We start from the raw sequence: 23,312 nt of genomic DNA on the forward strand, positions 1-23,312 counted from the left end.
TTTTTAGGCAATAACCGGGCACTCCAACAAGGTTTTTTTTGGTAAAATAAAGGGGGAAATAAGTTGTTGTTTGGGGGATTTTTAGTGAAGGCTATAATATTTTATATTGTTGGGGTATTCATTCTCTATATAGTTATTGAAACAGCAGTGAGAAGAGGAATTAACCATTCAAATATTGGTCAATTTCTTGAAAAAAAGTATGGAATGAAGGAAGATAAAAAGTCTTTTCTTGATGATGATTTGGATAATGAAAATAAGGAGGATTATTAAAACAAGGGAGGTTGCTGCGGCAACCTTTTTTTAGAGGGGAAGTTAATGTACGATCTTTTTTTATAAAACAAATTCAACAAGACAACAATGATAGCTCCAGTTTGTCGGATAGCACACTTATTCAGCATCTTTCCGAGGGCGACGAAATTCGGCGTAGTAGACCTTTCTTTTCTTTGGTTCGGATTCAATATTTTCGATGAATGGTGCTTTGGCTTTCTCCAGTAACAACCCCTTTAATTCCCGAAGCTTCATTGGTCCCACTCCTGGCATCTTATCAGGTATATGTACTTCGAAATCCCCCTGGCGTTTATAAAAGCGGATGCTAGCAAGCCCCGTTCTTTTGGCTTTCCCCAAGGTATATGCAAATTCAAATCGCTGCTGAATGAATGAAGATAACTCAGGCAGCCCTAAACCTTCATAGAGGGGAGGGAATTCATGATAAACGGGAGGTTCTATGAATGATATTGAAAAAAGCTTCAAATGGATACTCCTCCTTTGGCGGAATAAAGAACGTTGCCTATATTATTGTGCTCTGGGCCAATTTTTTAAACATCCATACAGCGGTCTTGCTTTCCTGTAACCAGGAACTGTCCAGCTATTTATTAGGGCTCCTCAACACTTTTCCTATACTGCAATATCAGCATATAAAACACGATCGTTATAAATTCTATTAAATTAATTGGGTGCAATAGCCATTAATTTTCAGCGTGCGCGATGGGAAAAGGAACTTTTCATTTTGCATAGGAATCGAAATTATTTAATAAAAAAAGGCTCTTTTCGTAAAGATTGTTGTTTTTAAAACGAAACTATTTAAGGTTGATTGGAGCGGAAGTGCGAGACTCCTGCGGGAGCAGCGGGACAGGTGAGACCCCACAGGCGTTTACGCCGAGGAGGCTCACCGCCCGCACCAAGGAAAGCGAGCACCTGGAGGGGAAATCAACCACAACTCACTACCTGGTAAATCGCAACAAAGTATGGGAAAACAGCCTAAAAAAAAAGCCAGGAAACCCTGCCTTTATGTCTAATTCGTTAAAGTTATTCCTTGTAAAACATGATCCCAAATGGCATTATCACTGGGATTACTGCGAGGAACATGTACAAAGCAAATCCCATCATGGGGCCAGTTCATATCTTTAACTTCTGTTAAACCACCATCTACTGGCTGCATGATCAACAGGGTAAACTTACCCGTTGTAAGTTGAGATAAAATAGATTGTAATTCGATAATATCTTCATAGTTCGCCGTTGACCACTCATATCTGATGAATAATGTATTTTTACTTTGCTGGATTTTTGTAAGGAAATTTTGGATGCGGTGATTCAGCTTATTTTTAAATGCTGGATATTGAACTGTCCAATCTTGATTTGGTATCTTCGGAAAATCATGGACGGAATCTATCTTATAGTGGCTATCATGAATAAAATGTGCTTTTGATGGTTGAGTACCCTCTGGTTCAAGAACAACATTTCCTTCATCAACAAAATGAGCGAGTATATCTTTCTCATGCATATTTTCTAACTCCATATATCCCTCAAATTTATTCTTTAATAATCTATTTACTTCAGGGAGGAAACCAGATTGCACCCAATCCAAAGGAAATGAATTCCTTCTTAAATCATACCTCTTTGTATGGAGGGCAGGTCCGCACCAGCTGCCCAAACCAGCGATCAATTCATAAGATCCTTTTATCTCCGATAACTTCAAATAATCACTCCTCTGCTTTTTAATATTCTATAACAGAGCCAGTCTATTTGATTGGACAATTTATAAATGTGTGTAAATAAGATGTAAACTTAAATAAAAAGGTTATAAGGTTCCTACGGAAGCCTTTTTTTCATTGTTGAACAATAGGAGTAAGATACCAAACTTTCCTTCTGCCTAAGGCTAATTTGTAAAGTATTGTACTTAAACTAAAGGGCTCTTTATTTTTGAACACCTGGAACTGGTCGGCAATTCCTTTATTTATTGGATCAGCTATCTTAGAACAAATAATGGAAGGGAAATAAGAGCCTTTCTAAATAACACAGTTGCTGGTTGTCTAAATGTTTAGCCGTATGAGTTTTTTAAAAAGGCTCTTTTCATAAAGATTGTTGTTTTTAAAACGAAACTCTTTAATGTTGATTGGAGCGGAAGTGCGAGACTCCTGCGGGAGCAGCGGGACAGGTGAGACCCCACAGGCGTTTACGCCGAGGAGGCTCACCGCCCGCACCAAGGAAAGCGAGCAACTGGAGGGGAAATCAACCACACCGCACTACTTGGTAAATAGCAACAAAGTATGCGAAAACAGCCTTTTAAAAAGATATGCATGTACGGGGTTCATTTAATAATTATTATATAAAACATAACAAAAAATCACGGTCCCTTTATACGGATATAAAACTCTAGAGTTATTCTTAATTTACATCTAGAGGGAGGGATCCGAAGTTGCCAAAATTTCAGGACATAACTTCTTTGTTCATCTTGGTATTTATCATCATTTTCTTAACTTATAAAATCACAGCATTCTCATCCAATCATTCCTCAACGAATCATTCCACATCCAACCGCTACATTCAACTACAATTATTAGGCGTTAATGATTTTCACGGCCAACTAAACAAATATCAAATGGTTTCAGGAAACATGGCAGGCGGTGCTGAATACTTGGCTGCCTATTTAAAAAAGTATAAACAAGAAAACCCAAATACATTACTCGTTCATGCTGGCGATATGGTAGGAGGAAGCCCTCCAATCTCTTCTCAATTTCAAGACGAACCCACGATCGAATTTTTAAACCTCCTGCATTTTGATGTCGGGACACCTGGAAATCATGAATTGGACGAAGGCGTAAATGAAATGAAACGTCTTATTCATGGGGGATTCAATAAAAAAACAGGGTATTTTCAAGGTGCCAATACTGCTTACAGTTCTGCAAATATCATCGACAGAAAGTCGGGCATTCCCTTGTTACCACCGTATGTTATTAAACAAATGGACGGAATTGATATTGGATTCATCGGTGTGGTCACAAAAGAGACCAACATGTATGTGTCCCCTGAAAATCGAAAAGAAGTAGAAATTACGGATGAAGTTTCAGCTATTAACCGAACCGTAAAGCTTTTAAAGGAAAAAGGGATCAAAGTGATTATTGTACTGGCACATGATTCAGCTAAATCAGATAAGGCAGGAGCAAATTCCAATGGGTCTTTAGTGGAGATGGCTCCAAAAATCGATGATGAGGTCGATGTCATTTTTGCGGGTCACAGCCATGAATATGCCAATACGGTTGCAGCCGGTAAACTGATCGTTCAAGCTTACTCTAATGGGAAAGCCTTTTCTCAAGTAAAGCTTGAAATTGACCCGCATTCTAAAATGATTGTTAAGAAACAAGCAAAGATCATTGCCGCTTCACATCATCATATAAAACCGGATGAAGAAACGGTCACTCTTCTAAATAAATATAGAAAAAGATTGGGGAGCAATTTTAATCAGGTAATAGGGGAAATGCCGGAAGAAATCAGACGAAATCAAGATGCAAACGGTGAATCGCCATTAGCGAAAATGATTGCAGAATCTGAGCGCGAAGCCATGGGGGCAGATATTGCTTTTGTCCATCAAGGCGAAATGCGGAAAAGTTTAAAAAAAGGGAAGATCACTGTAGAAGACCTTTATACAAACGTGCCTATGGGGCATAATGTCAGTAAGTTAATTTTAACGGGTGACCAGATAAAACTTGCTTTAGAGCAGCAGTGGACGAAAGATTATGAAAATAGGTTACAAACGGTTGGCTTAACGTATGATTGGGAAGCCAAAGCTCCAATTGGCAGCCGCGTCGTTGTGCTGAAAGACAAGAAGGGTCAAGAGATTCAGCCAAGCAACGAATATGAAGTAGCGGTTAGTAATTATTTAGCTTCAGGCGGTGATAACTTCACTGCATTTGAACAAGGCAGACTCGTAGAATCCGGTCCGCAAGTTGTCACTGCACTTATACGTCATATCCAACAGAAGTATCCCTCCCATTCATTGAAAGAATGAAGGGGAAACATAACGGGTGCGTTTCTGTATTAAGCAGGAACGCCTTTTCCCTAATGTAAGCAGGTTAGTCCAATTTGCCTTCATCTTAGGGGAAATATAGTAATGAACTAGAGGGGCAGTATAGTTGAAGAAGGAACTTGAAATGTAAATATCGAATATCTAATGTAATCGGTAGATGAAAATTGGATGACAGACAGGAGTTAGATACGATGATAAAAGGTTTTGGAGGAATATTTTGGAGAACTAAGAATCTTGAATCTGTAAAAAAGTGGTACAGTGAAGTGCTGAAGCTTGAAATAGAAAATTGGAATGGGACTGTGATAAAACCGCAATTAGGAAATGAGACGATCTTTTCTTTCTTTACCGAGAATGACAGTTATTTTCCAACAGAACAACAAGTGATGTTAAATTTCGAAGTACATAATCTAAACGAGACTATTAAGCATCTTGAACATATTGGTGTCCCTCTTGCAAAGAAAAAAGAGATTAGTGAATTTGGAAAGTTCATTTGGATTGAAGATCCTGAAGGTCGACTAATCGAGCTCTGGGAGAAATAACGAGTTGTCATTCACTTGAAAGGAATTCTACTAGATGACCGAACAGCTAATTGAAGGGATGAGATACTCATTGAAGCAAATTCTCAGAAAGTCTGGGAAGTGCTTACTAAACCCAAGTACGTTGCAGAATGGGATGAACTACCAGAAAATTATCCTAATGAAGATATGACCGAGGGAAGTAAGGTGATTTGGGAGCTTCCTAATGGTGGGCAGTCAATCACTAAAATCATTAGAGCAGTTGTACAGAAAGAATTAAAAATCGCTTTGAACGTTTCAAATTGGGAAGTAAAGCCGAATGAAGGTGATGTCGCATATAATTATCAATTAAAAGAAAAAGGCGATAGTACTCTGCTAAAAATCGAGATTGGTGATTTCTCCCTGATTAAAGACGGAAAAATGTATTATGATGCATCTGTGGAATTTGCCTCTGATTCTAAACAAATAATTAAGAAGTTATCCGAAAATCTTGGCTGAATATTTATTATAATGATTGAGACACACCTGGATTTCCTTCATGAACACACGGGTGCTTTAATTCATAAGGAGTTGCTTCGGCAGCTCTTTTTCTTATGGAGCTAAAGGCAGAATAGTTCAACAAGGGTATGTGTATATATGGTAAAGTTATACAAGGAAAGCGGAAATTGGAGGAAATGAGATTGGGAGACTTAAATATTCTTTTATCTTTTGGTGCAGGGATACTATCTTTTATATCTCCTTGCTGTTTACCCTTATACCCGGCGTTTTTATCTTATATTACAGGATTATCGATAAGTGAATTAAAAGAAGATAATAAAAAATTAAACCGCAAACCAATGCTTCATACCTTATTTTTTTGATCGGTTTTTCTATTATCTTTGTAATATTAGGGTTATCCACTTCTGTTATTTACGATCTATTTTATGAATATATTGATTTAATTAGACAAGTAGGGGCTATTTTGATAATTATTTTTGGCTTAATGATTGTTGGGGTTTTTCAACCTAAATTCTTGATGATGGACAGAAAAATAAATTTTAAAAATCGCCCATCTGGTTATATAGGTTCTATTTTAATTGGGATAGGATATGCTGCTGGTTGGACTCCTTGCATTGGTCCCATATTAGGTGCCATCGTAACCCTTGGTTTATCGACTGGACAAGGTTTATTATATATGATTGCTTATATTCTTGGGTTTTCCATACCTTTCTTAACAATGTCATTTTTTATAGGGAAATCAGGATGGATAAAAAAATATAACCACAAAATAACTCAATTTGGTGGCTATATAACAATTATTATGGGGATTGTCTTATTTTTTGATTGGATGACCAAGATTACAACTTTTTTAACAAATAATGTATTTGGTGGCTTTACGGGTTTCTAATGCTTATAGAACTAACAAGTGCTTTACTTCAATAAGGGAGGTTGCTAATGAATTACCTGTATACTTTTAATTACTTTTTGTGAAATAATATGTAAATGTGGAAATAAAACTAAAAAAATCGTAAGCCTTTTTTAATTGGTTATCCTTCATGCTTTTAGTTAAAAAATTACACTTTCAGTAAAATTAAGTTGAGTTATAAGATAATGTTTACAAGGGGAAAAAATGAAAAATTCAAAGTTGGATTACAACCTGATTACACTTTTACTTTTACTATTTATAACAAGTTGTATAGCTATATTAAATGCTCAAGATTTTGGTCAATATGAAGGGAATTTTTTATTTAGACAAATAACCTGGTATATCGTGGGGATCGGGATAATTGCAGGAATTATGTATTTAGATTCTGAACAGATCTTTCGCTTGAATTGGTTTATATACTCATTTAGCATCATTCTATTAATCGCTTTAATTTTGGCACCTGAATCAATAGCTCGTGAAATAAATGGAGCCAAAAGCTGGTTTCAACTTCCGGGAATCGGATCACTGCAACCAGCTGAATTCACAAAAATATCTTTAATAATTTGTTTAAGTTTCTTAGTGCAAAAACATCATGAGAAATATCTAGATAAATCTTTAAAAACAGATTTGTTACTGTTAATTAAGATGGGAGCTGCTACAGCTCTTCCTATACTTTTAATTATGCTACAACCAGATTTAGGTACGTCTTTAGTATTAATATGTATTTTTACAGGGATTTTTATTATTTCGGGAATATCATGGAAAATTATCAGTGTCATTTTTATTATCATTTCCTTAATTTCTGGCATTCTTATATACTTAGTCTTTTTTAACCCTGAAATGCTTCAATCAATGGGTTTCGCAACCTATCAATTAGGAAGAATTTATGCTTGGATCGATCCAGAATCTTATGCATCAGGTGAAGGCTATAATCTGACCAAAGCATTATTAGCCATTGGTTCAGGAGGGGTATATGGTTATCTGGAAAAGGGTATATATGTTCCAGAAGCACATACGGATTTTATATTTAGCGTTATTTCTTCTAAATATGGTTTCTTTGGAGCTAGTATTTTAGTAACAATTTATTTTCTCCTTATTTCGAGTATAGTGAAGTTGGCTCTAGACGTAAAAAATAGTTTTGAATCTTACATATGCACCGGTGTTACCTCCATGATTTTTTTCCATGTTTTTGAGAATATCGGGATGAATATAGGCCTAGTACCCATAACAGGAATACCATTACCTTTTATAAGTTATGGAGGAAGCTCATTAATTGGTAATATGTTAGCGATGGGGTTAGTCTTTTCAATAAGCTATCGAAAAAAAACCTTTATGTTTGATTAAGATGGCTAAGTATTCCAGAATTAATTCTAGGTGTGTATTTATTAAGAAAGCTATTTATTAGACGGTAAAACCGTCTTTTTTTTATGTCTCAGTCTTTGTCAACTCAATAAAGTCTTATGCAACTAAAGGGACAGGTTAGTTGAAGTAGGTATTTTATAATTGAAAATTGAATAATTAGTTACATATACAAAAAATATAAAGGTTTTAGACTTTGAGTTAAATAATATAATGGAGGAATTAAATTGAGCGAACTTAAACTAATTAATACTTACAAAAACGAGCTTCAAAATTACTCTTTGGAACAGCTAAGATATAAATCTGAAGAAACGGTTTGGTCTATTGGGCAAATGTATGACCATTTAATCCTTGTTGCCCATGAGTATCTAGATAATATGGATACATGTTTCACCTTAAATGATGAACAACCCCTTGGGAAAACGGAGTTTGGTAAGCATTTATATAAGATTGGAGGGTTTCCGCCAATTAAAATTAAATTACCGGATGAACTAAATACTCCACCTAATAATTTAGATAGCAGGGATGATCTTATCAGCAGAATGGATCAAGTAATTCTAAGGTTAAGCCAATGGTCATCGAGAGTCGATAATATAAACCCAAATTATAAAGTCGAGCATGGAGGGTTCGGATGGCTGAATGCAAAGGAATGGTATGATTTGGTTGGCATGCATTTTCGTCATCACTTGCGCCAAAAAGATGAGTTAGAACAAAGGCTTGTTAAGTGACGGGTGATTAAGGATAGGATTGTTTTGGCTAGCCTGTTTTCTTATTCAAATAACGGGTGCGTTAGCTCAAAATCGGAACTGTCTTTAAGACAGCTTTTTTTATGCAACTAACGGGGCAGGTTAGTTGCATAAGAAATAACCTACCATCCTTAGGTACGTCTTTATGTGCTTCACTGTTAATCATTTGGTAACAACTTTTGATTTGGATAGATCATCTTGTTCATTTAACCTGCTTCATCTATAGTAGATGGATATAAAAGGTGTAGAGGTGAAGAGATGTCATTGCGGCTATTACGGTATTTTATTTTTTTTCTTGGATTAACTTTTTTTGGATTAGGGAATGCGATTGCGGTGAATGTTCAATCCTTGGGGCTCCATCCTTGGGAAGTTTTAAACGTCGCCCTGTTCGAGAGGTTCGGTTTCACAATTGGAACGTGGAGTGTCATGTGTGGTTTAGTACTTGTGTTGATCGTCTTTGTCGTGGATAGGAAGTATATTAATATTGGTACCTTTCTAAATGCCTTGTCAATTGGCCCGATCATGGATTTCTTTTTGCATCTCAACATTCTTCCTCATGAAACGGAGCATTGGTGGTTGAATATACTCATATTGTTGACGGGTATCATCATAACCGGAATTGGCGGAGGGATTTATGTGGCTGCGGGAATTGGGGCAGGTCCCAGGGATGGTTTCATGCTTTCCGTTTCGGAAAAAACCGGGTTATCGGTCAGTTGGGCAAGAATCGTTGTCGAGAGCATCGTCTTGATTATCGGTTTCATCCTTGGAGGTCCAGTGTTTATTATGACGTTTGCATATACCTTTATTCAAAGCCCGGTCTTTCAGTTTTCCATGAAACTGATGCGTTCCTTTATCGTGAGTTTGGAGAAGAAGCGTAAGGGACAATTTGAGGTTCCGTTATAATGGGAAGGAGTATGTCCTTTATTCTCAGAGCTGTCTTTAAGGCAGCTTTTTCTTATGCAATTAAAGGGGCAGGTTAGGAGGGAGATAGTTTATTATAAATGGAGGATTAAACGGCCACGTTGATTATGGACTTTCTGTCTGAAAGATGTAAAATATAGGTTTAATTGAAGTTCATCTTATTTACATAATGGAGCATAATGAAGGTTTAAGTGATAAACAATCAGGAGGAATTTTTCAATGGCTTTGTCCGAAATGAATAGTAATTTGTTTAGATTGATTAATAATCTAGGTAAACAATACACGGATTTAAATCCTTTCTTTGTATTCATCGCTGAATACATGATATTTTTCTTAGTATTGGCAGTCCTGATGTTTTTGTTTTCTCGAAGTAATAAAAATAGAATCATGGTAATCTGTGCATTTATTGCATTAGTTATCTCGGAAATATTGGCGAAAATAGCAGGGCAATTCCACTCGAATTATCAACCTTTTGCTGAGTTGCCCAACGTTAATAAGTTAGTTGAAAAAGCAGTCAATAATTCATTTCCAAGCGACCATACGATCATATTTTTTTCATTTTGCATAACCTTCTGGTTGTTCAAAAGGGGTTGGGGATTTTTATGGGGAATTTTGGCCGTTCTTGTAGGCATTTCGCGAATTTGGGTAGGTGTCCATTATCCAGCAGATGTTCTTGTTGGAGCCATCATCAGTATCGTTTCAGCGATGATCGTTTACAAAATTGTTCTTAAGTTAAGTCTGACCAAGAAATTTTTGAGAAATCAAGGGGTGGGCGAACAATCCATTCTATCTGCCCTATCCAAACAAAAGAAAGGTCAGTCAAAGGACTATTAAAAAAGGGTTAATTAATATACAAATTAGCGGACAGAATCGGTCATTGTTTCACTTGCATTTGTTGTTTTAAGTCTTGTTTCAAGAACCGAACGGAGCAGGACAAAAAATATGTAATTATCAAGGATGATTTACTTCTTGAAATGTAATAATGATTAAACAGTAAGTTTTAAACAACGGTTTTACAAAAAAAAGGTCGAAAGTATAACAAAAGGTTGCTAAGGCAGCCTTTTTCTTATGGCACAAAAGGGCAGGTTAGTTGAATTAAGGGAAAAAAGAATGCAATAGTTTTCATTTTACCTAAAAGCTGTAAGTCATTATAACTAAGCATTTAAATTACATAAATAATGACATGACTGTAGGCTATTTTTCATACAATATTTTTGAGGTGGAAAAATGACAAGAGCAAAATACACAAGTTCAGACGTTGACTTAATGGCAAGGATGATGAGAGCAGAAGCCGAAGGTGAAGGAAGACTAGGAATGTTATTTGTTGGAAATGTAATTGTGAATCGTCTTGTAGCTAATTGTTTAGACTTTAAAGGTTTAAGAACAATTCCACAAGTCATTTATCAAGTACAAGGAGGAAATTATTCTTTTGAAGCTGTTCAAAAAGGGAATGTATTTTATCAAAGAGCGAGAGGTATTGAAAGAAGATTAGCAGAACAGAATTTGAAGCACTGGAGACAGCATCCGGCTAGATATGCTCTTTGGTATTTTAATCCATATGCTCCATGCCCTCCAACATGGTATGATCAACCACATACTGGTCAATTTAAAGACCATTGTTTTTATGAACCAAAGCCTGGAACATGTGATAGTGTTTATAGAGGTTAAGCTTACTCTTTGAGTAAGCTTTTTTACATATATAAAATATTCATACAAAATAAAACTTTTAGTAATAGTGTTATCTAAAAAAGTAGGATTGTGAATTATTGTACCTAAGCTAATGGGTGCGTTAGCTGAAGATTGGAGCTGTCTTTAAGGCAGCTTTTTCTTTATGGAACTAACGGGGCAGGTTAGATTAGGTACATTTCTTCGCAAAAAAGGCTGCCAATTGGCGGCCTTTTGAAAATACGGTTCTTAGCATTATCATACATTCGCATTAAAATGAAAACTACCCAGTTTGTGTCCACCGTTTATTCGTACTGTGACACAATCGTTATGTATTTCTCGGGTTTGTGTCTACCCTCAAACGGCATCGCTTCTGGAATAATTTCTTTAATGTAGCAAATTCTATTCATAACGTGTTGTTGGGGCCCCTTAGCAACAATTCTGGTGACCCGTGACAATTGGAATACTTGGCGTGTTTTAAATCCTAAAAAATCAGACCATACTATCTATAAGAGGTGAATTTACTTAAATGAATTTCCCTGAAATACATACAAACTTTTGGGACGCCGTGATAGCAATACCTGTTATAATGCTCCTAACTCAAATAATTAAAGTTTACTTTAATGTTTCAAAAAAAATTGTACCTTCCATAGCACTGGCACTTGGCCTGCTGATTTCCATTTTCATTAGTCATAGGCACAGCTTAGTAGCAGGTATCTTTATGGGTTGGTTTTATGGTTATGCTGCGATTGGAAATTATGCTGCACTAAAAACGACCATAATAGCTTATAGAAATAAAGAATAAGACTACTTTCCCACAATAAGCTGTTTGAATAAAATGTCTTAATCTTAAATAAATGTCCATTTTCAGGCCATCCTTTTAAAGGATGGTTTTTAGCTTTGAAAATTGTTGCACAATTTGTGTTAACTCCGCGAAAGGTTTTATAGAACCATCAGGGCAGAACAATTACAATGGTAAAAATGGTAAAATAATGTAATAGGTGGTGACGATATTGAAAAAGTATCTTGTGTTTTTAATTAGTTTCGTAATGATATATATGGTATTTCAAATAGGATCAGGTTTGATTCTTACTGCTTCTTATACTCCCGATTTTTCTTCGATAGAGAGTAATTTAAGTCAAGAAGTAGTGTTTGGTAAGACTTCAATTCCATTACTGGTAACATTGCTAACTGCTACATTAGCTTAATTTCTTTCTCAAAAGAAATTAGAATCTCAAAAAAATAAATAAATAACGTGGACGTTAGCTTAAGATCGGAGCTGTCTTTAAGGCAGCTTTTTCTTTATGGCACTAACGGGGCTGGTTAGATAAACAAGGGTTTGGATTTTTATGGTAGTATTTTTAAGGGGGGACAACAATCACTAAAATAAGCCCGGGGGGTTAAAAAATATGAAACAATTGGGGACGCTATACTTTTTCTGTGGAAAAATGGGCGCAGGAAAATCAACTAAATCAAAACAATTGGCAATAGATAAACATGCGGTACTGTTGTCTGAGGATGAATGGCTTTCATCACTTTATCCCGATCAGATCGCATCATTTGAGGACTATCTAAAATTCTCGGCGCAGCTCAAGCCGTTGGTGAAAAAGCATGTCCAAAACATATTAAGTGTCGGTACAGATGTAGTGATGGATTTTCCAGCTAACACTCAAAAATTACGAAAGTGGTTTTTGGATATGGCGTCAGAGGCCAATGCAAACCATCAACTAATTTTCCTTAATCTAAATAACGAGCAATGCTTACGTCAAATTGCACAAAGGCGTAACGAACAACCCGAAAGAGCAGCTTTTGACACGGAAGCGGTGTTTAATCATGTTAATAAATTTTTTGAAGCACCAGAAGCATCCGAAGGTTTAAATATTTTAGAGTTTAGTGGAAAAGAATAACATGGAGTTCAACACAGCGTTAAATGAGATGATTCGTGTGTAAAGAGTACCTTCTGTTCTTGGAGGTACTCTTTATGATATAAAGTGAAATGGTGAGTAGGAAAAGTTTTAATATATATATTAAAATCGATGTAACTTTGTGAAGTGGTACACTTAAACTAACAGGTGCTTTAGCAGCATAAGAAAGCCACCAATTTGGTGGCTTTTGTTGGTTTGAAAAAAGTTTGAGAAAAAAGTTTTATGATTTCGGATATTAGCATTTCTGTTTGTAAAAAAGGTAGAAGAATTGAAAACTATTTTTGATTTATTATTAATTTGTACTTGTATTTATGTAGTAAACAATGTTCCATTTAGTGCTTTAACATACCTAGCTGCAGATTTTTGAACTTGGTTATGGGCATCTTCTTTAATTACTCGGTGAAATGCGTCATATAAACGGCCAAAGTTAAATTCATTAACCCGATTTGCGATTCTTTCGACTGTTACACTTGGCATTGGGATGAAGTTTGGATAACTGTACATAAAACTTACCCATTGACGATCGGCAACGATCCGAATGATATCCCCAGTCAGTAAAATTCCGTTCTGGCTGTTTCCATTTTTCCATTCTAAAACGGTGCCGCCTTTAAAATGTCCGCCAATTCGCTGAAGTATGACACCTTCCTGTAATTCAAGCGATTCTCCAGACCAGAAAATAATTTTTTCGCTTTGCCTCGTTACCCAGTCTCTTTCATCTTCATGAATATAAATCGGAGTGTCAAAAGCTTCGGCCCATTCCACTTGACTAGAGAAATAATGAGGGTGAGATAACGCAATAGCATCAATTCCACCTAAATCTTCAATTTGGGTAATCGTATCTTGATCAATATATGTAATACAGTCCCATAATAAATTAAAATTCTTATCTTGTATTAGATAAGCAGTTTGTCCGATTCCAAAATTCGGACTAGTATTTATGCTATATAACCCCTCTTCGTCAAGATTAAAAGAATTTTTAAATATTCCATCTTTTATCATTAGTTCTAATGTTGTCCATGTCTGCCCTTTAGGACTAATATATTGTCTTTCTTCCCCGCAAATCAAACATTGATTGGGTACTTCTATAGAACCTTCATATTGGACTCCACATGTTTCACAAATATAATTAACCAAAATACTTTCCCCCTTATTTACAAAAAACTTTATTAATTATTATAATTAAATAAGGTAATATTTTGAAATTTAATGCTCAAATTCTCCTTCCTGCATCCATGCTATCATTCTTATGCAACTAAAGGGGCGGGTTAGTTCCATAAGCGTTGTGTACTCGAAATACGAAGGCTTAGTTTATTTATTTTTACCCAACTTCTCGTTACCCCGTTTAAAGTTCCCCGTAATTTTAGCTAACAATAACTGTAGTTCTGTTATATTATTTTCAACTTCATTGATTCTTTCTATTAGACGCAGAGCCTCCCTATCCTTTAAAAATTTAATTTGTTTACCTTTGTAATAGATTACTACTGTTCCTTTTTTCGTTATTCGATAAGCGATAAGTAAATGGTTCTTCACTTAATCTGTTTCGTTTGTCTATATCGCTCACTGCACCGTCTCCCATTCACAGTCTGTGTCAAATCTGCGATAAGTCTTATAGAACTAACGGGTGTTCGTTAATTAGTGAGCTGTGACGATCGGTCCTTTTCTTACAGGATAGTTTGAATAAGATATGAGTAATCAGCATAATTCTTATTTCAAAATAGATATATATCCGTTTCGGATCTATTCATTAGTTCATATCCTATTAAGACTAGGGAGGAGATGAATAGATTGGCATCTAATGATGAATTGATTTGTCAAAAGTTTGCTAAGATTATCGGCGGCCAAGAAGGATTTGCGGGTGGCAAATGTGTGGCAACCATAAATCGAAATGAACTCAAAGTGAAAATTTTAGGGAAACGTTTTGGAGTAACTTCTTCTTTCTCATTTGAATCCAGAGATAATCATACTGGACGGGCATTGTGCCTAGGCAGGGTAGCACTCTTGCAAAAAGAAGTCGAGAATTTTGTTGCTTCCATTCTTAAACAAGGAATAATAGTTTCATCCATACACAATGAGTGGCTTTTCGATAAACCGAATTTGGTTTACGTTAATATCGAAGCTGTTGAAGATCCATTAGTTTTTGCAAAGAAAGTCAGAAAAGCGCTACGGAACTAACGGGTTTCCTTAAATTGGTAAAATGAAGCTGGCATAAACACGGTAAAAAACGAGTTTTGTTGAACGAAGGGTACGTTAGCTGCAGGCTGGAGCTGTCTTTAGGCAGCTTTTTCTTATGAAAGCATCGGGCAGATTAGTAGAAGGTATTTAATGGTCAGCTGAAGAATAGTATTCGGTAAAGGTTGATTGTAATGATTAAACAAACTTAATATCAGGAGGGAAAAATGGTTGATAATAGTTATGAGAAACAACATTTGAAAAAACTCAGGATTTTTATTTATATCACGATAGCATTAATATTTTCAATGATATTTCTATTTATTAGCATTTTTCTTTTGTTTTTTTCTATGTCAGGCATTTTAGACTTTGTGTATTTTACACCCCAAATAGCCATTTTCTCATTCTTGATTTCTATTGTATTTTCTGTTTTAACTATAAAAAATCACTTTGGTAAGATATTGTTAGCATTAAATATATTTCTCATGCTATTTATGATTTTTTATGGTCCATAACTAGATACCATTAAATGAGGACTGCACATTTTAGATATGACTAATATGTGTAGTCCTTTTTCTATTAATTGTGGAAAAATGTTTTTTTTTGAAGGTGATTCTCTTATTTTGTTGTATTTTTACTAATTGATGGATTAATTAAAAATACAGCAAAAAACGGAGGGAAATCACATGTTTAACAATTGGAAAAAAACACTGATGGCTGGAGTGATCAGCTTATCCTTGCTTGGTACTGGGTATGTCAGTCATGACCTGATCTCCTCGCAAAACGTCTCGGCTGAACCGGCAGCTAATAATGCACCAGGGCATTTGAAAAAAGCGGAGTCTTCCCAGCTTGATGAAATTATCAAACGTGGATACATCCGGGTAGGAATGACGGGGGACTACAAACCATTTACCTATTTGAACCCGGAAACGAATGAGTATGAAGGCTTTGACGCGGACGCTGCCAAAGAGCTTGGCAAAGATCTTGGTGTACAGGTGAAATTTGTCGCTACCACATGGCCTACGATGATGAAAGACCTGCAAGCGGACAAATTTGATATCGCTGTGGGCGGTGTGACCCGCAACACTGCCAGACAAAAAAGCGCTTATGTATCCCAAGGTTACCTTTCATTCGGTAAGGTGCCTTTGATTCGCAAGGAAGATAAAGACAAGTATCTGACCATTGAAGATATCAACAAGCCTTCTGTGCGCATTGGCGTAAATCCAGGCGGAACAAACGAAGAATTTGTCCGTCAGTATCTAAGCGATGCTAACATAACGGTTGTAGAAAACAACCTTGATATCCCGCATCTTGTAGCAGAAGGTACGTATGATGTTATGATCACTGACACAGTAGAAGCAATGCTATATGCAAAAGCTGATTCAAGATTGCATGCGGCTCAAACCGACAAGCCTTTCACAAACAGTGAAAAAGGTTATATGATCCCAAGAGGTGATTTCATTTATGCAAGCTACTTGGAAATGTGGATGGATGAAATGAAGCTCCAGGGTAAATTTGATGCCCTCTACAAAAAGTGGGTGGAATAGAATATAGGGTCTTCCTCTTTTATTTCACCACCTGTGTTAATACTTTAGGCTCTTTTCGTAAAGATTGTTGTTTTTAAAACAAAACTATTTAAGGTTGATTGGAGCGCAAGTGCGAGACTCCTGCGGGAGCAGCGGGACAGGTGAGACCCCACAGGCGTTTACGCCGAGGAGGCTCACCGCCCGCCCCGCGGAAAGCGAGCATCTGGAGGGGAAATCAACCTCACCGTTTTACTTGGTAAATAGCAACAAAGTATGCGAAACTTTAAAACTTGTCATCATTTGAAAACAAGCGTAACCCCGTTCAAAATTTGGGCGGGGTTACGCTTGTTCAATTTAACCATTATGGTAAATATAATACTTGGGTTGAATATATAAAATCAATAATGTTAAATAACAAATTAATATTATTGATTTTTTTAGTTTAATAATTTAATTTTTGTATTTATATTTTTAATTTATTGTTATATAATCGAATCAACTAAAAGGGAGGAATTGCATTCCATTATGGCTTATAAAGTAATCACAGAGTGTCCTGTCTGCAGTAAAACATTGAAAATTACAAAGTTGCAGTGCTCTCATTGCCACACTACGATTGAAAATGAGTTTGAATTATCTAAGCTGGCATCCTTATCAAAGGATCAGCTTCATTTTGTGGAAGTATTTTTAACATGCAGAGGGAATATCAAAGAAGTTGAAAAGGAGCTGGGGATTTCGTATCCCACGGTTCGAGGCAAGCTAACAGACATCATTTCATCCCTTGGATATGTGCAGAAGAAGAAAAATGAAGTAGACGAGAAAAAGGTTGTCACCTTGTTGGAAAATGGCGAAATCACACCAGAAGAAGCCATTAAGCTCTTAAAAGAGGAATAGGGAGGAATTTATCATGAAAGAGGAAATTACAAGAGTGTTAACAATGGTTCAAGAAGGGAAAATTGACGCAGATAAGGGATCTGAACTGATTCAAGTCTTAAAAGAGAAAGAAGAGACAGGTAATAAGCTTTTGGAAAAGCCGACAAAATATTTAGATAAAACATTAAAAATTCGTGTTGTATCAGCCGAAAATGATAACGTCACGGTCAACTTGCCTATAAAACTGGTCAAGGCAGTATTAATGGCTGGACACAGCATTGCAGCGAGTATTCCTCAATCGGAAAAATACGTTAAAGATGTAGACATAAGCCTTATCATGGAAGCAATCGAAAACGAATTAGATGGCCAAATTGTTGATATTAAATCGGCAAACGGGGATACCGTTTCAGTCATCATTGATTAGTGAGTTGTTTATGATGCATGTAAAAGTGAAAGCAAAAGACGTTCGGTTTACCATCCCAGTTCCATATGCCATTTTAAATATTGTTATTTCCATTTTATCTTCAAAATTTCTTCAGCAAAATGTAAACAAATGGACAAAAGAGCACTTCGAAAGAAAAAAACTGGACTTTACTTTTCCACATATAGACAAAAATATGCTAAAGCCTATCGTCAAGGAACTGAAAAATTATAAAGGGATCGTGCTAGTTGATGTCAGAGCTAAGGACGGTACTGAGGTTAAGGTTAGACTATAATTTATTATAGAATACACCGACCACTGCCTGGCATTTTGAAGGAAAATCCTAATTTCTCACAAAGTTATTTAATTTTAAAAGCTTAAACAAGCATAACCCCGTTCTATAGGACGGGGTTATAAATATGTTGTTGCGCCCGATTGTTGACGGGCGCTTTTTTAATCGCGCATTGCTCCTGCCTCTCGGGAAGTCATTGCACCTTGTCCTTCGCTTACATCTTTTTGAATTTGTTGTTTTACTTTTTGTGCATCAGTTCCGGCAAATTCCGGTTTCATAATGGAGCCCGAGTTCCCTTTAGCTGGTTGATTCTGCTGCATACAATTCCTCCTCAATTTATGTTTAACACTCTTATTATTTACAAAAAGGTTCAAGAGTACTAATTGATTTTAAATGAAGTTCCCAAACTAACACGTTCAGCTCATCAGGTATGGTTTCTATATAAATGCTATAACAAAGTTGATTGGAGAGAAAGGTGCGAGACTCCCGCGGAAAGCGAGTGTCTCTAGCGGAAATCCGCTGCAAATTGTACAAGCCATAAAAAACGGGAGGCAAACTCGATTTCTTCAAATTTGTCTACAGTCTCAGCAGTTCCTTAATAAGAAATGCTTTTCTTAATGAACTAACAGATTCTTTACTACATTATAAAGGAGCTGTCATCAGCTCTTTTTCGTATGCAGCTAAAGGGAATCAATAAGCGAGATTACAAAAGCAACAGTGAGTTAGGTTGTTATATGTAGGTAAAAATAGAATAAATTTACTCTTAATGATAATTATGATTTAATCAGAATGTCAGTACGTTTTATAGATGACTTACTCAATAATTAGATATACAAGGAAGGTGTTATTATCAATGGAAATTAAATCGATTGTTTTACAGACTAAAAATTTAATGCAAATGAAAAATTTCTATATTGGAACGTTAGGTTTTTCTTTAATTAATGAAGATAAGAATAGCTTCCGAATGGCTGTTGGTACAGGTGAAATGGAGTTTACAACAAAAGAAGTAAAAGGTGACCCCTATTATCACTTTGCTTTTAACATACCGGCTAACAAATTTAATGAGGCAAAATCATGGGCAAAAGAAAGAGTGAGTTTACTTTTTGAAGATGGGGAAGATGAAGCTAATTTTACTCATTTACCTGCCCATGCTCTTTATTTCTATGATCCTTCTGGTAATATAGTAGAATTTATTTCAAGATATGGAATTGCTGATGATAGTATGGATCCTTTTTCGGTTAAAAGCATTTTAAACATAAGTGAAATAGGTTTAATTGTAGAAGACACTATAAGTGTGAGCGAAAAATTAAAGGAAATTGGTGTGTATGAGCGCGACAATCATACAATAAGTAAAAATTCCCTTAATTTCATGGGTGAAAAAAGGAATGGAGTATTTATTATATTAGCCCAACCTGGGAGAAGGTGGATATTCTCCGATAAAACATCTGCCATATTTCCTCTAGAGATTACATTAAAAAATAACAATAAAATAATCATCAATTCCGATAATGAATTTCAGATATATTGAGACAGTGAGTGTATGGTTTTGATTCTTTGAGGGGGAAAGGCAATGATGAAAAAAGTTTGTATGATATTTATATTTGTTTCTGTACTTTTATTCGGATGTAGCAATGAAAAAAATGATCTGAAAGGAGACCCTGGGCTTGATAAATCCCAAAAGATAGAAGTATCGTCAGAAGAAAATCCAGAATTGGTTTTAAGCGTTATAGACAATCAAGATGAAGTAAATGAATTTGTTAATACACTTGAAATTAATAAATGGCGTATTGTAGATACTCCTTCAACTTCAACTAAGGAGTGTATTTATAAGATGTACCAAGAAGATACAGTCAAACTTGGAGAGCCAAATACAGATGAAAAGGGACTTAAACAAGTCGCTACAATTATTACATATAAAGATAGCCCTTATATCGAACTTAGAACCAAGAAACTGAATTTGTATTTTAAAGTTCCAAAAGATGTAGCGGAATATCTATCTAATAAAGAGAACCAAAAACATTGACCATACAACAATTTCGTTAACAGAATGTTATTTCAGCTTAATGAACCAGCTAGTAGTTTGTGAAGAATAGTACTAAATTAACGGGGCCGTTAGCTGAAGGTGGAGCTGTCTAAAAAGGCAGCTTTTTCTTATGCAGCTAAAGGGGCAGGCTATTTCAACAGGGGAAAAAATAACCGTAGTAAAGGAAGCTGATTTTTTTAATGGAGATCCGGCTGCCATCTGTAGTTTCTTGCAGCTTAGTACAGCAAGCGCAGTTTATTATAAGTTTGATTCTTGTATAACCATCAATTGTAAGAGCATATTATTAAAAAATAAAACGTAGAGAGCTGCCCCTACAAAAAATCAAAAAAATATATTAAGAATACTAAATGATTTTTATGGAGCTATCGTATTGATGAAAGTTTCATTTACCACGTGTGGTTATACTTTCGTTAAATTATCCTAAAGAACAATTTTTGGACAAATTAGAACGAAAAAGGAAAGAACGAGGGTTGGTGCTATGGTTTCTTTTTTTAAACAAAAAGGACAAAGGGAAAAGCCTGATAAGCAAGAAACGGACGAAAAAGGTCAATCTAAAAGTAAAATACCCCAATATATTGACAGCTATATAAAGGCCAATGTGGATATCGTGAAAGAAAAAACGGGAAATAGCCCAGATATCATTTTCCGAACGTTGAAGACGAGTCAAAATCCTGAGATTAAAGTGATCATTTTGTATGTACAGGGTCTGATAGACAGTCAAAGCGTTACAGACTATTTGATTGAATCCATCATGAAAAATCCTCAACTAAAAGAAAAGCTGCTTCCACATGAAGTGCTGGAGGTGATCTCTGAGGATGTGGTTTCACTTGGCGGTGTAGAAACCATCACAGAATGGGAAAAGTTATTTTTGTCATTATTATCAGGGGATAGCATCGTTTTTATTGACGGAATAAACATGGCATTGGTTGCAAGTACAAAAGGGGGGGAAAGGCGTTCCGTTCAGGAACCTAGCACAAATTCAGTGGTCCGCGGATCAAGAGAAGCATTTACGGAATCGAATGCGATAAATATAGCCTTGGTACGCCGCATCATTAAAAGTCCGGATTTATGGATAGAGCCAATGAAAATTGGGACGGTGACAAAGACGGATGTTTCCATCATGTATATAAATGGAATTGCCAAAGAAGGAATCGTCGAGGAGGTTAAAAAGCGCTTAAAAGGAATAAATTTTGATAGCATTCTTGAATCCGGATATATTGAACAATTGATAGAAGACCAGGTCATGACCCCATTCCCCACTATTGATTATACAGAAAGACCTGATAAGGTCGCTGGCAATCTCCTTGAGGGAAGAGTAGCCATTTTTGTAAATGGAACACCTTTTGTCTTGCTGGTGCCTGCGTTATTTATTCAGTTCTTTCAATCTATCGAGGACTACTTTGCGCGCTTTGATATAGCCTCATCTATACGTGTTTTACGTATTTTAATTTTTTTAATATCGCTAATTACCCCGTCTCTTTATGTGGCAGCTACAACGTTTCATCAGGAAATAATTCCGACAAAGTTGCTCGTCATTATTGCAGCACAACGGGAAACGGTCCCTTTTCCGGCAGTTATCGAAACATTCATGATGGAAGTTATATTCGAACTCTTACGAGAGGCAAGCATACGGATGCCCAAAGCGATTGGTTCAACTATGTCCATTGTTGGTGCTCTTGTAATTGGGCAGACTGCCGTTGAGGCTGGCATTGTATCGCCGGCGATGGTCATCATCGTATCAATCACTGCCATTGCAAGTTTTGCGACCCCTTCCTATGCCATTACAATTTCGGCTCGCTTGCTGCGGTTCGTATTTATCATTTGCGCAGGCATAATGGGTTTATATGGTGTGATTCTCATCCTTTTTGTCGTCGTAGTTCATTTATGTAGCCTACGTTCATTCGGAGTTCCTTATATGTCACCACTTGCTCCACTTAACCCGGAAGGACTAGGAGATACATTCTTCAGGAGACCAATATGGGCGTTTAAAGACAGACCCAAATTTATAAGCTCCACTCATAATTTAAAAAGGGAAGGCAATAATCAAAGGCCGCTGCCTCCTACATCACGTGGAATCAAGACTTTTAACATGAAAAAAGGTGACGGCAATGAATCGTAAAAATAGATAGTTCTGTTCTTAATGATTCTGCCCGTATTCCTTATTGAATTCGGGTTGTTGTCCTTCACAGATCGTGTTAACTCTACATAAGCCTTAATGATCTCAGCAATGTCTGCTTTAGTATTAGCTGCGTGTGGTGAAGAAAAAGCACCATCTTGGAAAGGATAATGGAAAAATTCGGGTGGAGATAAGCGTGTTTGTCGAAAATCCTTTACCTTTAAAGGGGAAAATAATTTTGAAATTCAAAATTCAAGAGTCCAAGGCGGGGAACAATCTACCGGAACATATAAGCATATTGAGAGCAATGATTACGAACTTGATTATGGTGGCGGTTCTGACAACCTTACTATTATAGTCGAAAAAAAAACGATGAAAGTCCATTCATCAGGCAAAGATACCATTTGCGAATATACTAAAGTCGATAAAATTAGAACTAAGTATGAAAATCCATGGGAGTAAAAATTGCAGAAGGAACTATCTTGAACGATCTAGAAATAAAGAATATAAAGAAAAGATAATGAGGTGTTTATATAGAAAAGATACCTGTTAAAACGATTAAGAAGATAGAAGAGGACATTGAAAAAAATGATTTAGGGAAAGCAAGGGATAGGCTACACGGGTTAATTTCGACCTATCCTAATGAGTTAGAACTGCGCAGAAAGCTGGGGGACATCTATTTTGCATTGAAATACCCTTCCATGGCAGGTCGTTATTGGTATTTAGAAAAGAATAAGACATCAGAGATGGTAAAAGCGTGTATTTTGTTCGAAAAATCCGTGGGAAACGATCCTTTCAGTATAGCACGAGCTCTGAAATTTAAAGGTGATAGTGAAATTTTAATAGAACTGGAATTGGATCAGGTAATTTCGCCTATACAAAATAAAGTGAAAGAGAGTCTGCTGGAACAACCTGACGATCTATTAAAAGATAATTTGGCTAGTTTGGGTTGCTTCTCAATAATCATATTAACAATTCTCTTTGCATTAGTCGGAGTTTACGCTTTTTTCACCTGGATTTTTTGATCCGTAATCT

The 23,312-nt window shown here is 36.1% G+C and carries 25 protein-coding genes and 1 pseudogene; 22 read left to right on the plus strand and 4 right to left on the minus strand.

Translation table 11 applies throughout. The features are described from left to right. Positions 1–63: 63 nt before the first annotated feature. Complete coding sequence (locus tag OTG27_RS23575) at positions 64–270, plus strand: hypothetical protein (RefSeq protein WP_268938305.1); 207 nt, start codon at positions 64–66, stop codon at positions 268–270. A 117-nt stretch (positions 271–387) separates the two neighbouring features. Here OTG27_RS23575 and OTG27_RS23580 read toward each other — a convergent pair whose 3' ends face one another. Then, entirely contained in the window at positions 388–750 is a 363-nt protein-coding gene (locus OTG27_RS23580) for a hypothetical protein (RefSeq protein ID WP_268938306.1), read from the minus strand. 541 nt (positions 751–1,291) lie between these two features. After that, a complete protein-coding gene (locus tag OTG27_RS23585) occupies positions 1,292–1,942 on the minus strand; it encodes a DUF1796 family putative cysteine peptidase (protein WP_268938307.1) in 651 nt (216 codons plus the stop codon). A 753-nt stretch (positions 1,943–2,695) separates the two neighbouring features. Here OTG27_RS23585 and OTG27_RS23590 point away from each other — a divergent pair. From OTG27_RS23590 to OTG27_RS23645, 12 genes and pseudogenes are all read left to right on the plus strand, one after another. After that, complete coding sequence (locus tag OTG27_RS23590; RefSeq protein WP_268938308.1) at positions 2,696–4,285, plus strand: bifunctional metallophosphatase/5'-nucleotidase; 1,590 nt, start codon at positions 2,696–2,698, stop codon at positions 4,283–4,285. Positions 4,286–4,494: 209 nt separating this feature from the next. Further along, positions 4,495–4,842, plus strand: a complete 348-nt coding sequence (locus OTG27_RS23595; protein WP_034310877.1) for a VOC family protein — start codon at positions 4,495–4,497, stop codon at positions 4,840–4,842. A gap of 69 nt (positions 4,843–4,911) precedes the next feature. Further along, positions 4,912–5,316: an SRPBCC domain-containing protein gene (locus OTG27_RS23600; RefSeq protein WP_268938335.1), complete on the plus strand. Its 405-nt coding sequence runs from the start codon at positions 4,912–4,914 to the stop codon at positions 5,314–5,316. Between the two features lie 182 nt (positions 5,317–5,498). Beyond that, positions 5,499–6,205: pseudogene (locus tag OTG27_RS23605) on the plus strand (cytochrome c biogenesis CcdA family protein). Positions 6,206–6,427: 222 nt separating this feature from the next. Next, the gene (locus OTG27_RS23610; protein WP_063574945.1) at positions 6,428–7,567 is read left to right on the plus strand and encodes an FtsW/RodA/SpoVE family cell cycle protein; all 1,140 of its coding nucleotides are present in this window, start codon (positions 6,428–6,430) and stop codon (positions 7,565–7,567) included. A 242-nt stretch (positions 7,568–7,809) separates the two neighbouring features. Then, the gene (locus OTG27_RS23615) at positions 7,810–8,310 is read left to right on the plus strand and encodes a DinB family protein (protein ID WP_268938309.1); all 501 of its coding nucleotides are present in this window, start codon (positions 7,810–7,812) and stop codon (positions 8,308–8,310) included. A 276-nt stretch (positions 8,311–8,586) separates the two neighbouring features. Further along, the gene (locus OTG27_RS23620; protein WP_268938310.1) at positions 8,587–9,231 is read left to right on the plus strand and encodes a YczE/YyaS/YitT family protein; all 645 of its coding nucleotides are present in this window, start codon (positions 8,587–8,589) and stop codon (positions 9,229–9,231) included. A gap of 237 nt (positions 9,232–9,468) precedes the next feature. Next, on the plus strand, positions 9,469–10,083 hold the full coding sequence (locus OTG27_RS23625) for an undecaprenyl-diphosphatase (RefSeq protein ID WP_268938311.1): 615 nt from the start codon (positions 9,469–9,471) through the stop codon (positions 10,081–10,083). A gap of 393 nt (positions 10,084–10,476) precedes the next feature. Beyond that, positions 10,477–10,917 carry a cell wall hydrolase gene (locus tag OTG27_RS23630; protein ID WP_098186141.1) on the plus strand — a complete coding sequence of 147 codons (441 nt, stop codon included), beginning with the start codon at positions 10,477–10,479 and terminating at the stop codon, positions 10,915–10,917. 526 nt (positions 10,918–11,443) lie between these two features. After that, the gene (locus OTG27_RS23635; RefSeq protein WP_258249343.1) at positions 11,444–11,719 is read left to right on the plus strand and encodes a hypothetical protein; all 276 of its coding nucleotides are present in this window, start codon (positions 11,444–11,446) and stop codon (positions 11,717–11,719) included. 208 nt (positions 11,720–11,927) lie between these two features. Further along, the gene (locus OTG27_RS23640; protein ID WP_096340516.1) at positions 11,928–12,122 is read left to right on the plus strand and encodes a hypothetical protein; all 195 of its coding nucleotides are present in this window, start codon (positions 11,928–11,930) and stop codon (positions 12,120–12,122) included. Positions 12,123–12,323: 201 nt separating this feature from the next. Further along, positions 12,324–12,821 (plus strand): P-loop nucleotide/nucleoside kinase family protein, encoded by a 498-nt coding sequence (locus OTG27_RS23645; protein ID WP_063574962.1) that lies wholly within the window; start codon positions 12,324–12,326, stop codon positions 12,819–12,821. Between the two features lie 327 nt (positions 12,822–13,148). Here the strand turns inward: OTG27_RS23645 and OTG27_RS23650 are convergent, their stop codons facing one another. Further along, entirely contained in the window at positions 13,149–13,976 is an 828-nt protein-coding gene (locus OTG27_RS23650; protein WP_268938336.1) for an MBL fold metallo-hydrolase, read from the minus strand. Between the two features lie 648 nt (positions 13,977–14,624). On the opposite strand from OTG27_RS23650, the gene OTG27_RS23655 reads away from it, so the two are divergent. The 5 genes from OTG27_RS23655 (at position 14,625) to OTG27_RS23675 (ending at position 18,120) form a co-directional block, all read left to right on the plus strand. Next, positions 14,625–15,011, plus strand: a complete 387-nt coding sequence (locus OTG27_RS23655) for a DUF1259 domain-containing protein (RefSeq protein WP_268938312.1) — start codon at positions 14,625–14,627, stop codon at positions 15,009–15,011. Between the two features lie 683 nt (positions 15,012–15,694). Then, positions 15,695–16,555: a transporter substrate-binding domain-containing protein gene (locus OTG27_RS23660; protein ID WP_268938313.1), complete on the plus strand. Its 861-nt coding sequence runs from the start codon at positions 15,695–15,697 to the stop codon at positions 16,553–16,555. A 504-nt stretch (positions 16,556–17,059) separates the two neighbouring features. Beyond that, positions 17,060–17,425: a DUF2089 domain-containing protein gene (locus OTG27_RS23665; RefSeq protein WP_268938314.1), complete on the plus strand. Its 366-nt coding sequence runs from the start codon at positions 17,060–17,062 to the stop codon at positions 17,423–17,425. A 13-nt stretch (positions 17,426–17,438) separates the two neighbouring features. After that, a complete protein-coding gene (locus OTG27_RS23670) occupies positions 17,439–17,828 on the plus strand; it encodes an SHOCT-like domain-containing protein (RefSeq protein WP_268938315.1) in 390 nt (129 codons plus the stop codon). A 10-nt stretch (positions 17,829–17,838) separates the two neighbouring features. Next, positions 17,839–18,120: a hypothetical protein gene (locus OTG27_RS23675; RefSeq protein ID WP_054399329.1), complete on the plus strand. Its 282-nt coding sequence runs from the start codon at positions 17,839–17,841 to the stop codon at positions 18,118–18,120. Between the two features lie 158 nt (positions 18,121–18,278). On the opposite strand, the gene OTG27_RS23680 is transcribed toward OTG27_RS23675, so the two are convergent. Further along, entirely contained in the window at positions 18,279–18,437 is a 159-nt protein-coding gene (locus tag OTG27_RS23680; protein WP_164468811.1) for a hypothetical protein, read from the minus strand. Positions 18,438–18,970: 533 nt separating this feature from the next. Here OTG27_RS23680 and OTG27_RS23685 point away from each other — a divergent pair. From OTG27_RS23685 to OTG27_RS23700, 4 genes are all read left to right on the plus strand, one after another. After that, positions 18,971–19,645 (plus strand): VOC family protein, encoded by a 675-nt coding sequence (locus OTG27_RS23685; RefSeq protein ID WP_268938316.1) that lies wholly within the window; start codon positions 18,971–18,973, stop codon positions 19,643–19,645. Between the two features lie 42 nt (positions 19,646–19,687). Beyond that, the gene (locus tag OTG27_RS23690; RefSeq protein WP_268938317.1) at positions 19,688–20,140 is read left to right on the plus strand and encodes a hypothetical protein; all 453 of its coding nucleotides are present in this window, start codon (positions 19,688–19,690) and stop codon (positions 20,138–20,140) included. A gap of 499 nt (positions 20,141–20,639) precedes the next feature. Continuing rightward, positions 20,640–22,280, plus strand: coding sequence for a spore germination protein (locus OTG27_RS23695; protein WP_268938318.1), 1,641 nt, complete (start codon positions 20,640–20,642; stop codon positions 22,278–22,280). 530 nt (positions 22,281–22,810) lie between these two features. After that, positions 22,811–23,302 carry a DUF6584 family protein gene (locus tag OTG27_RS23700; RefSeq protein WP_268938337.1) on the plus strand — a complete coding sequence of 164 codons (492 nt, stop codon included), beginning with the start codon at positions 22,811–22,813 and terminating at the stop codon, positions 23,300–23,302. Positions 23,303–23,312: the final 10 nt, after the last annotated feature.

This window comes from Peribacillus sp. AS_2 (assembly GCF_026891895.1).
GTDB lineage: Bacteria > Bacillota > Bacilli > Bacillales > DSM-1321 > Peribacillus > Peribacillus frigoritolerans.

Coding starts and splice junctions, on each gene's coding strand:
- OTG27_RS23595 (WP_034310877.1), top strand. CDS start 4,495: ATGATAAAAGGTTTTGGAGGAATATTTTGGAGAACTAAGAATCTTGAA.
- OTG27_RS23610 (WP_063574945.1), top strand. CDS start 6,428: ATGAAAAATTCAAAGTTGGATTACAACCTGATTACACTTTTACTTTTA.
- OTG27_RS23620 (WP_268938310.1), top strand. CDS start 8,587: ATGTCATTGCGGCTATTACGGTATTTTATTTTTTTTCTTGGATTAACT.
- OTG27_RS23625 (WP_268938311.1), top strand. CDS start 9,469: ATGGCTTTGTCCGAAATGAATAGTAATTTGTTTAGATTGATTAATAAT.
- OTG27_RS23630 (WP_098186141.1), top strand. CDS start 10,477: ATGACAAGAGCAAAATACACAAGTTCAGACGTTGACTTAATGGCAAGG.
- OTG27_RS23635 (WP_258249343.1), top strand. CDS start 11,444: ATGAATTTCCCTGAAATACATACAAACTTTTGGGACGCCGTGATAGCA.
- OTG27_RS23645 (WP_063574962.1), top strand. CDS start 12,324: ATGAAACAATTGGGGACGCTATACTTTTTCTGTGGAAAAATGGGCGCA.
- OTG27_RS23660 (WP_268938313.1), top strand. CDS start 15,695: ATGTTTAACAATTGGAAAAAAACACTGATGGCTGGAGTGATCAGCTTA.
- OTG27_RS23665 (WP_268938314.1), top strand. CDS start 17,060: ATGGCTTATAAAGTAATCACAGAGTGTCCTGTCTGCAGTAAAACATTG.
- OTG27_RS23670 (WP_268938315.1), top strand. CDS start 17,439: ATGAAAGAGGAAATTACAAGAGTGTTAACAATGGTTCAAGAAGGGAAA.
- OTG27_RS23675 (WP_054399329.1), top strand. CDS start 17,839: ATGATGCATGTAAAAGTGAAAGCAAAAGACGTTCGGTTTACCATCCCA.
- OTG27_RS23680 (WP_164468811.1), bottom strand. CDS start 18,437: ATGCAGCAGAATCAACCAGCTAAAGGGAACTCGGGCTCCATTATGAAA.
- OTG27_RS23685 (WP_268938316.1), top strand. CDS start 18,971: ATGGAAATTAAATCGATTGTTTTACAGACTAAAAATTTAATGCAAATG.
- OTG27_RS23690 (WP_268938317.1), top strand. CDS start 19,688: ATGATGAAAAAAGTTTGTATGATATTTATATTTGTTTCTGTACTTTTA.
- OTG27_RS23695 (WP_268938318.1), top strand. CDS start 20,640: ATGGTTTCTTTTTTTAAACAAAAAGGACAAAGGGAAAAGCCTGATAAG.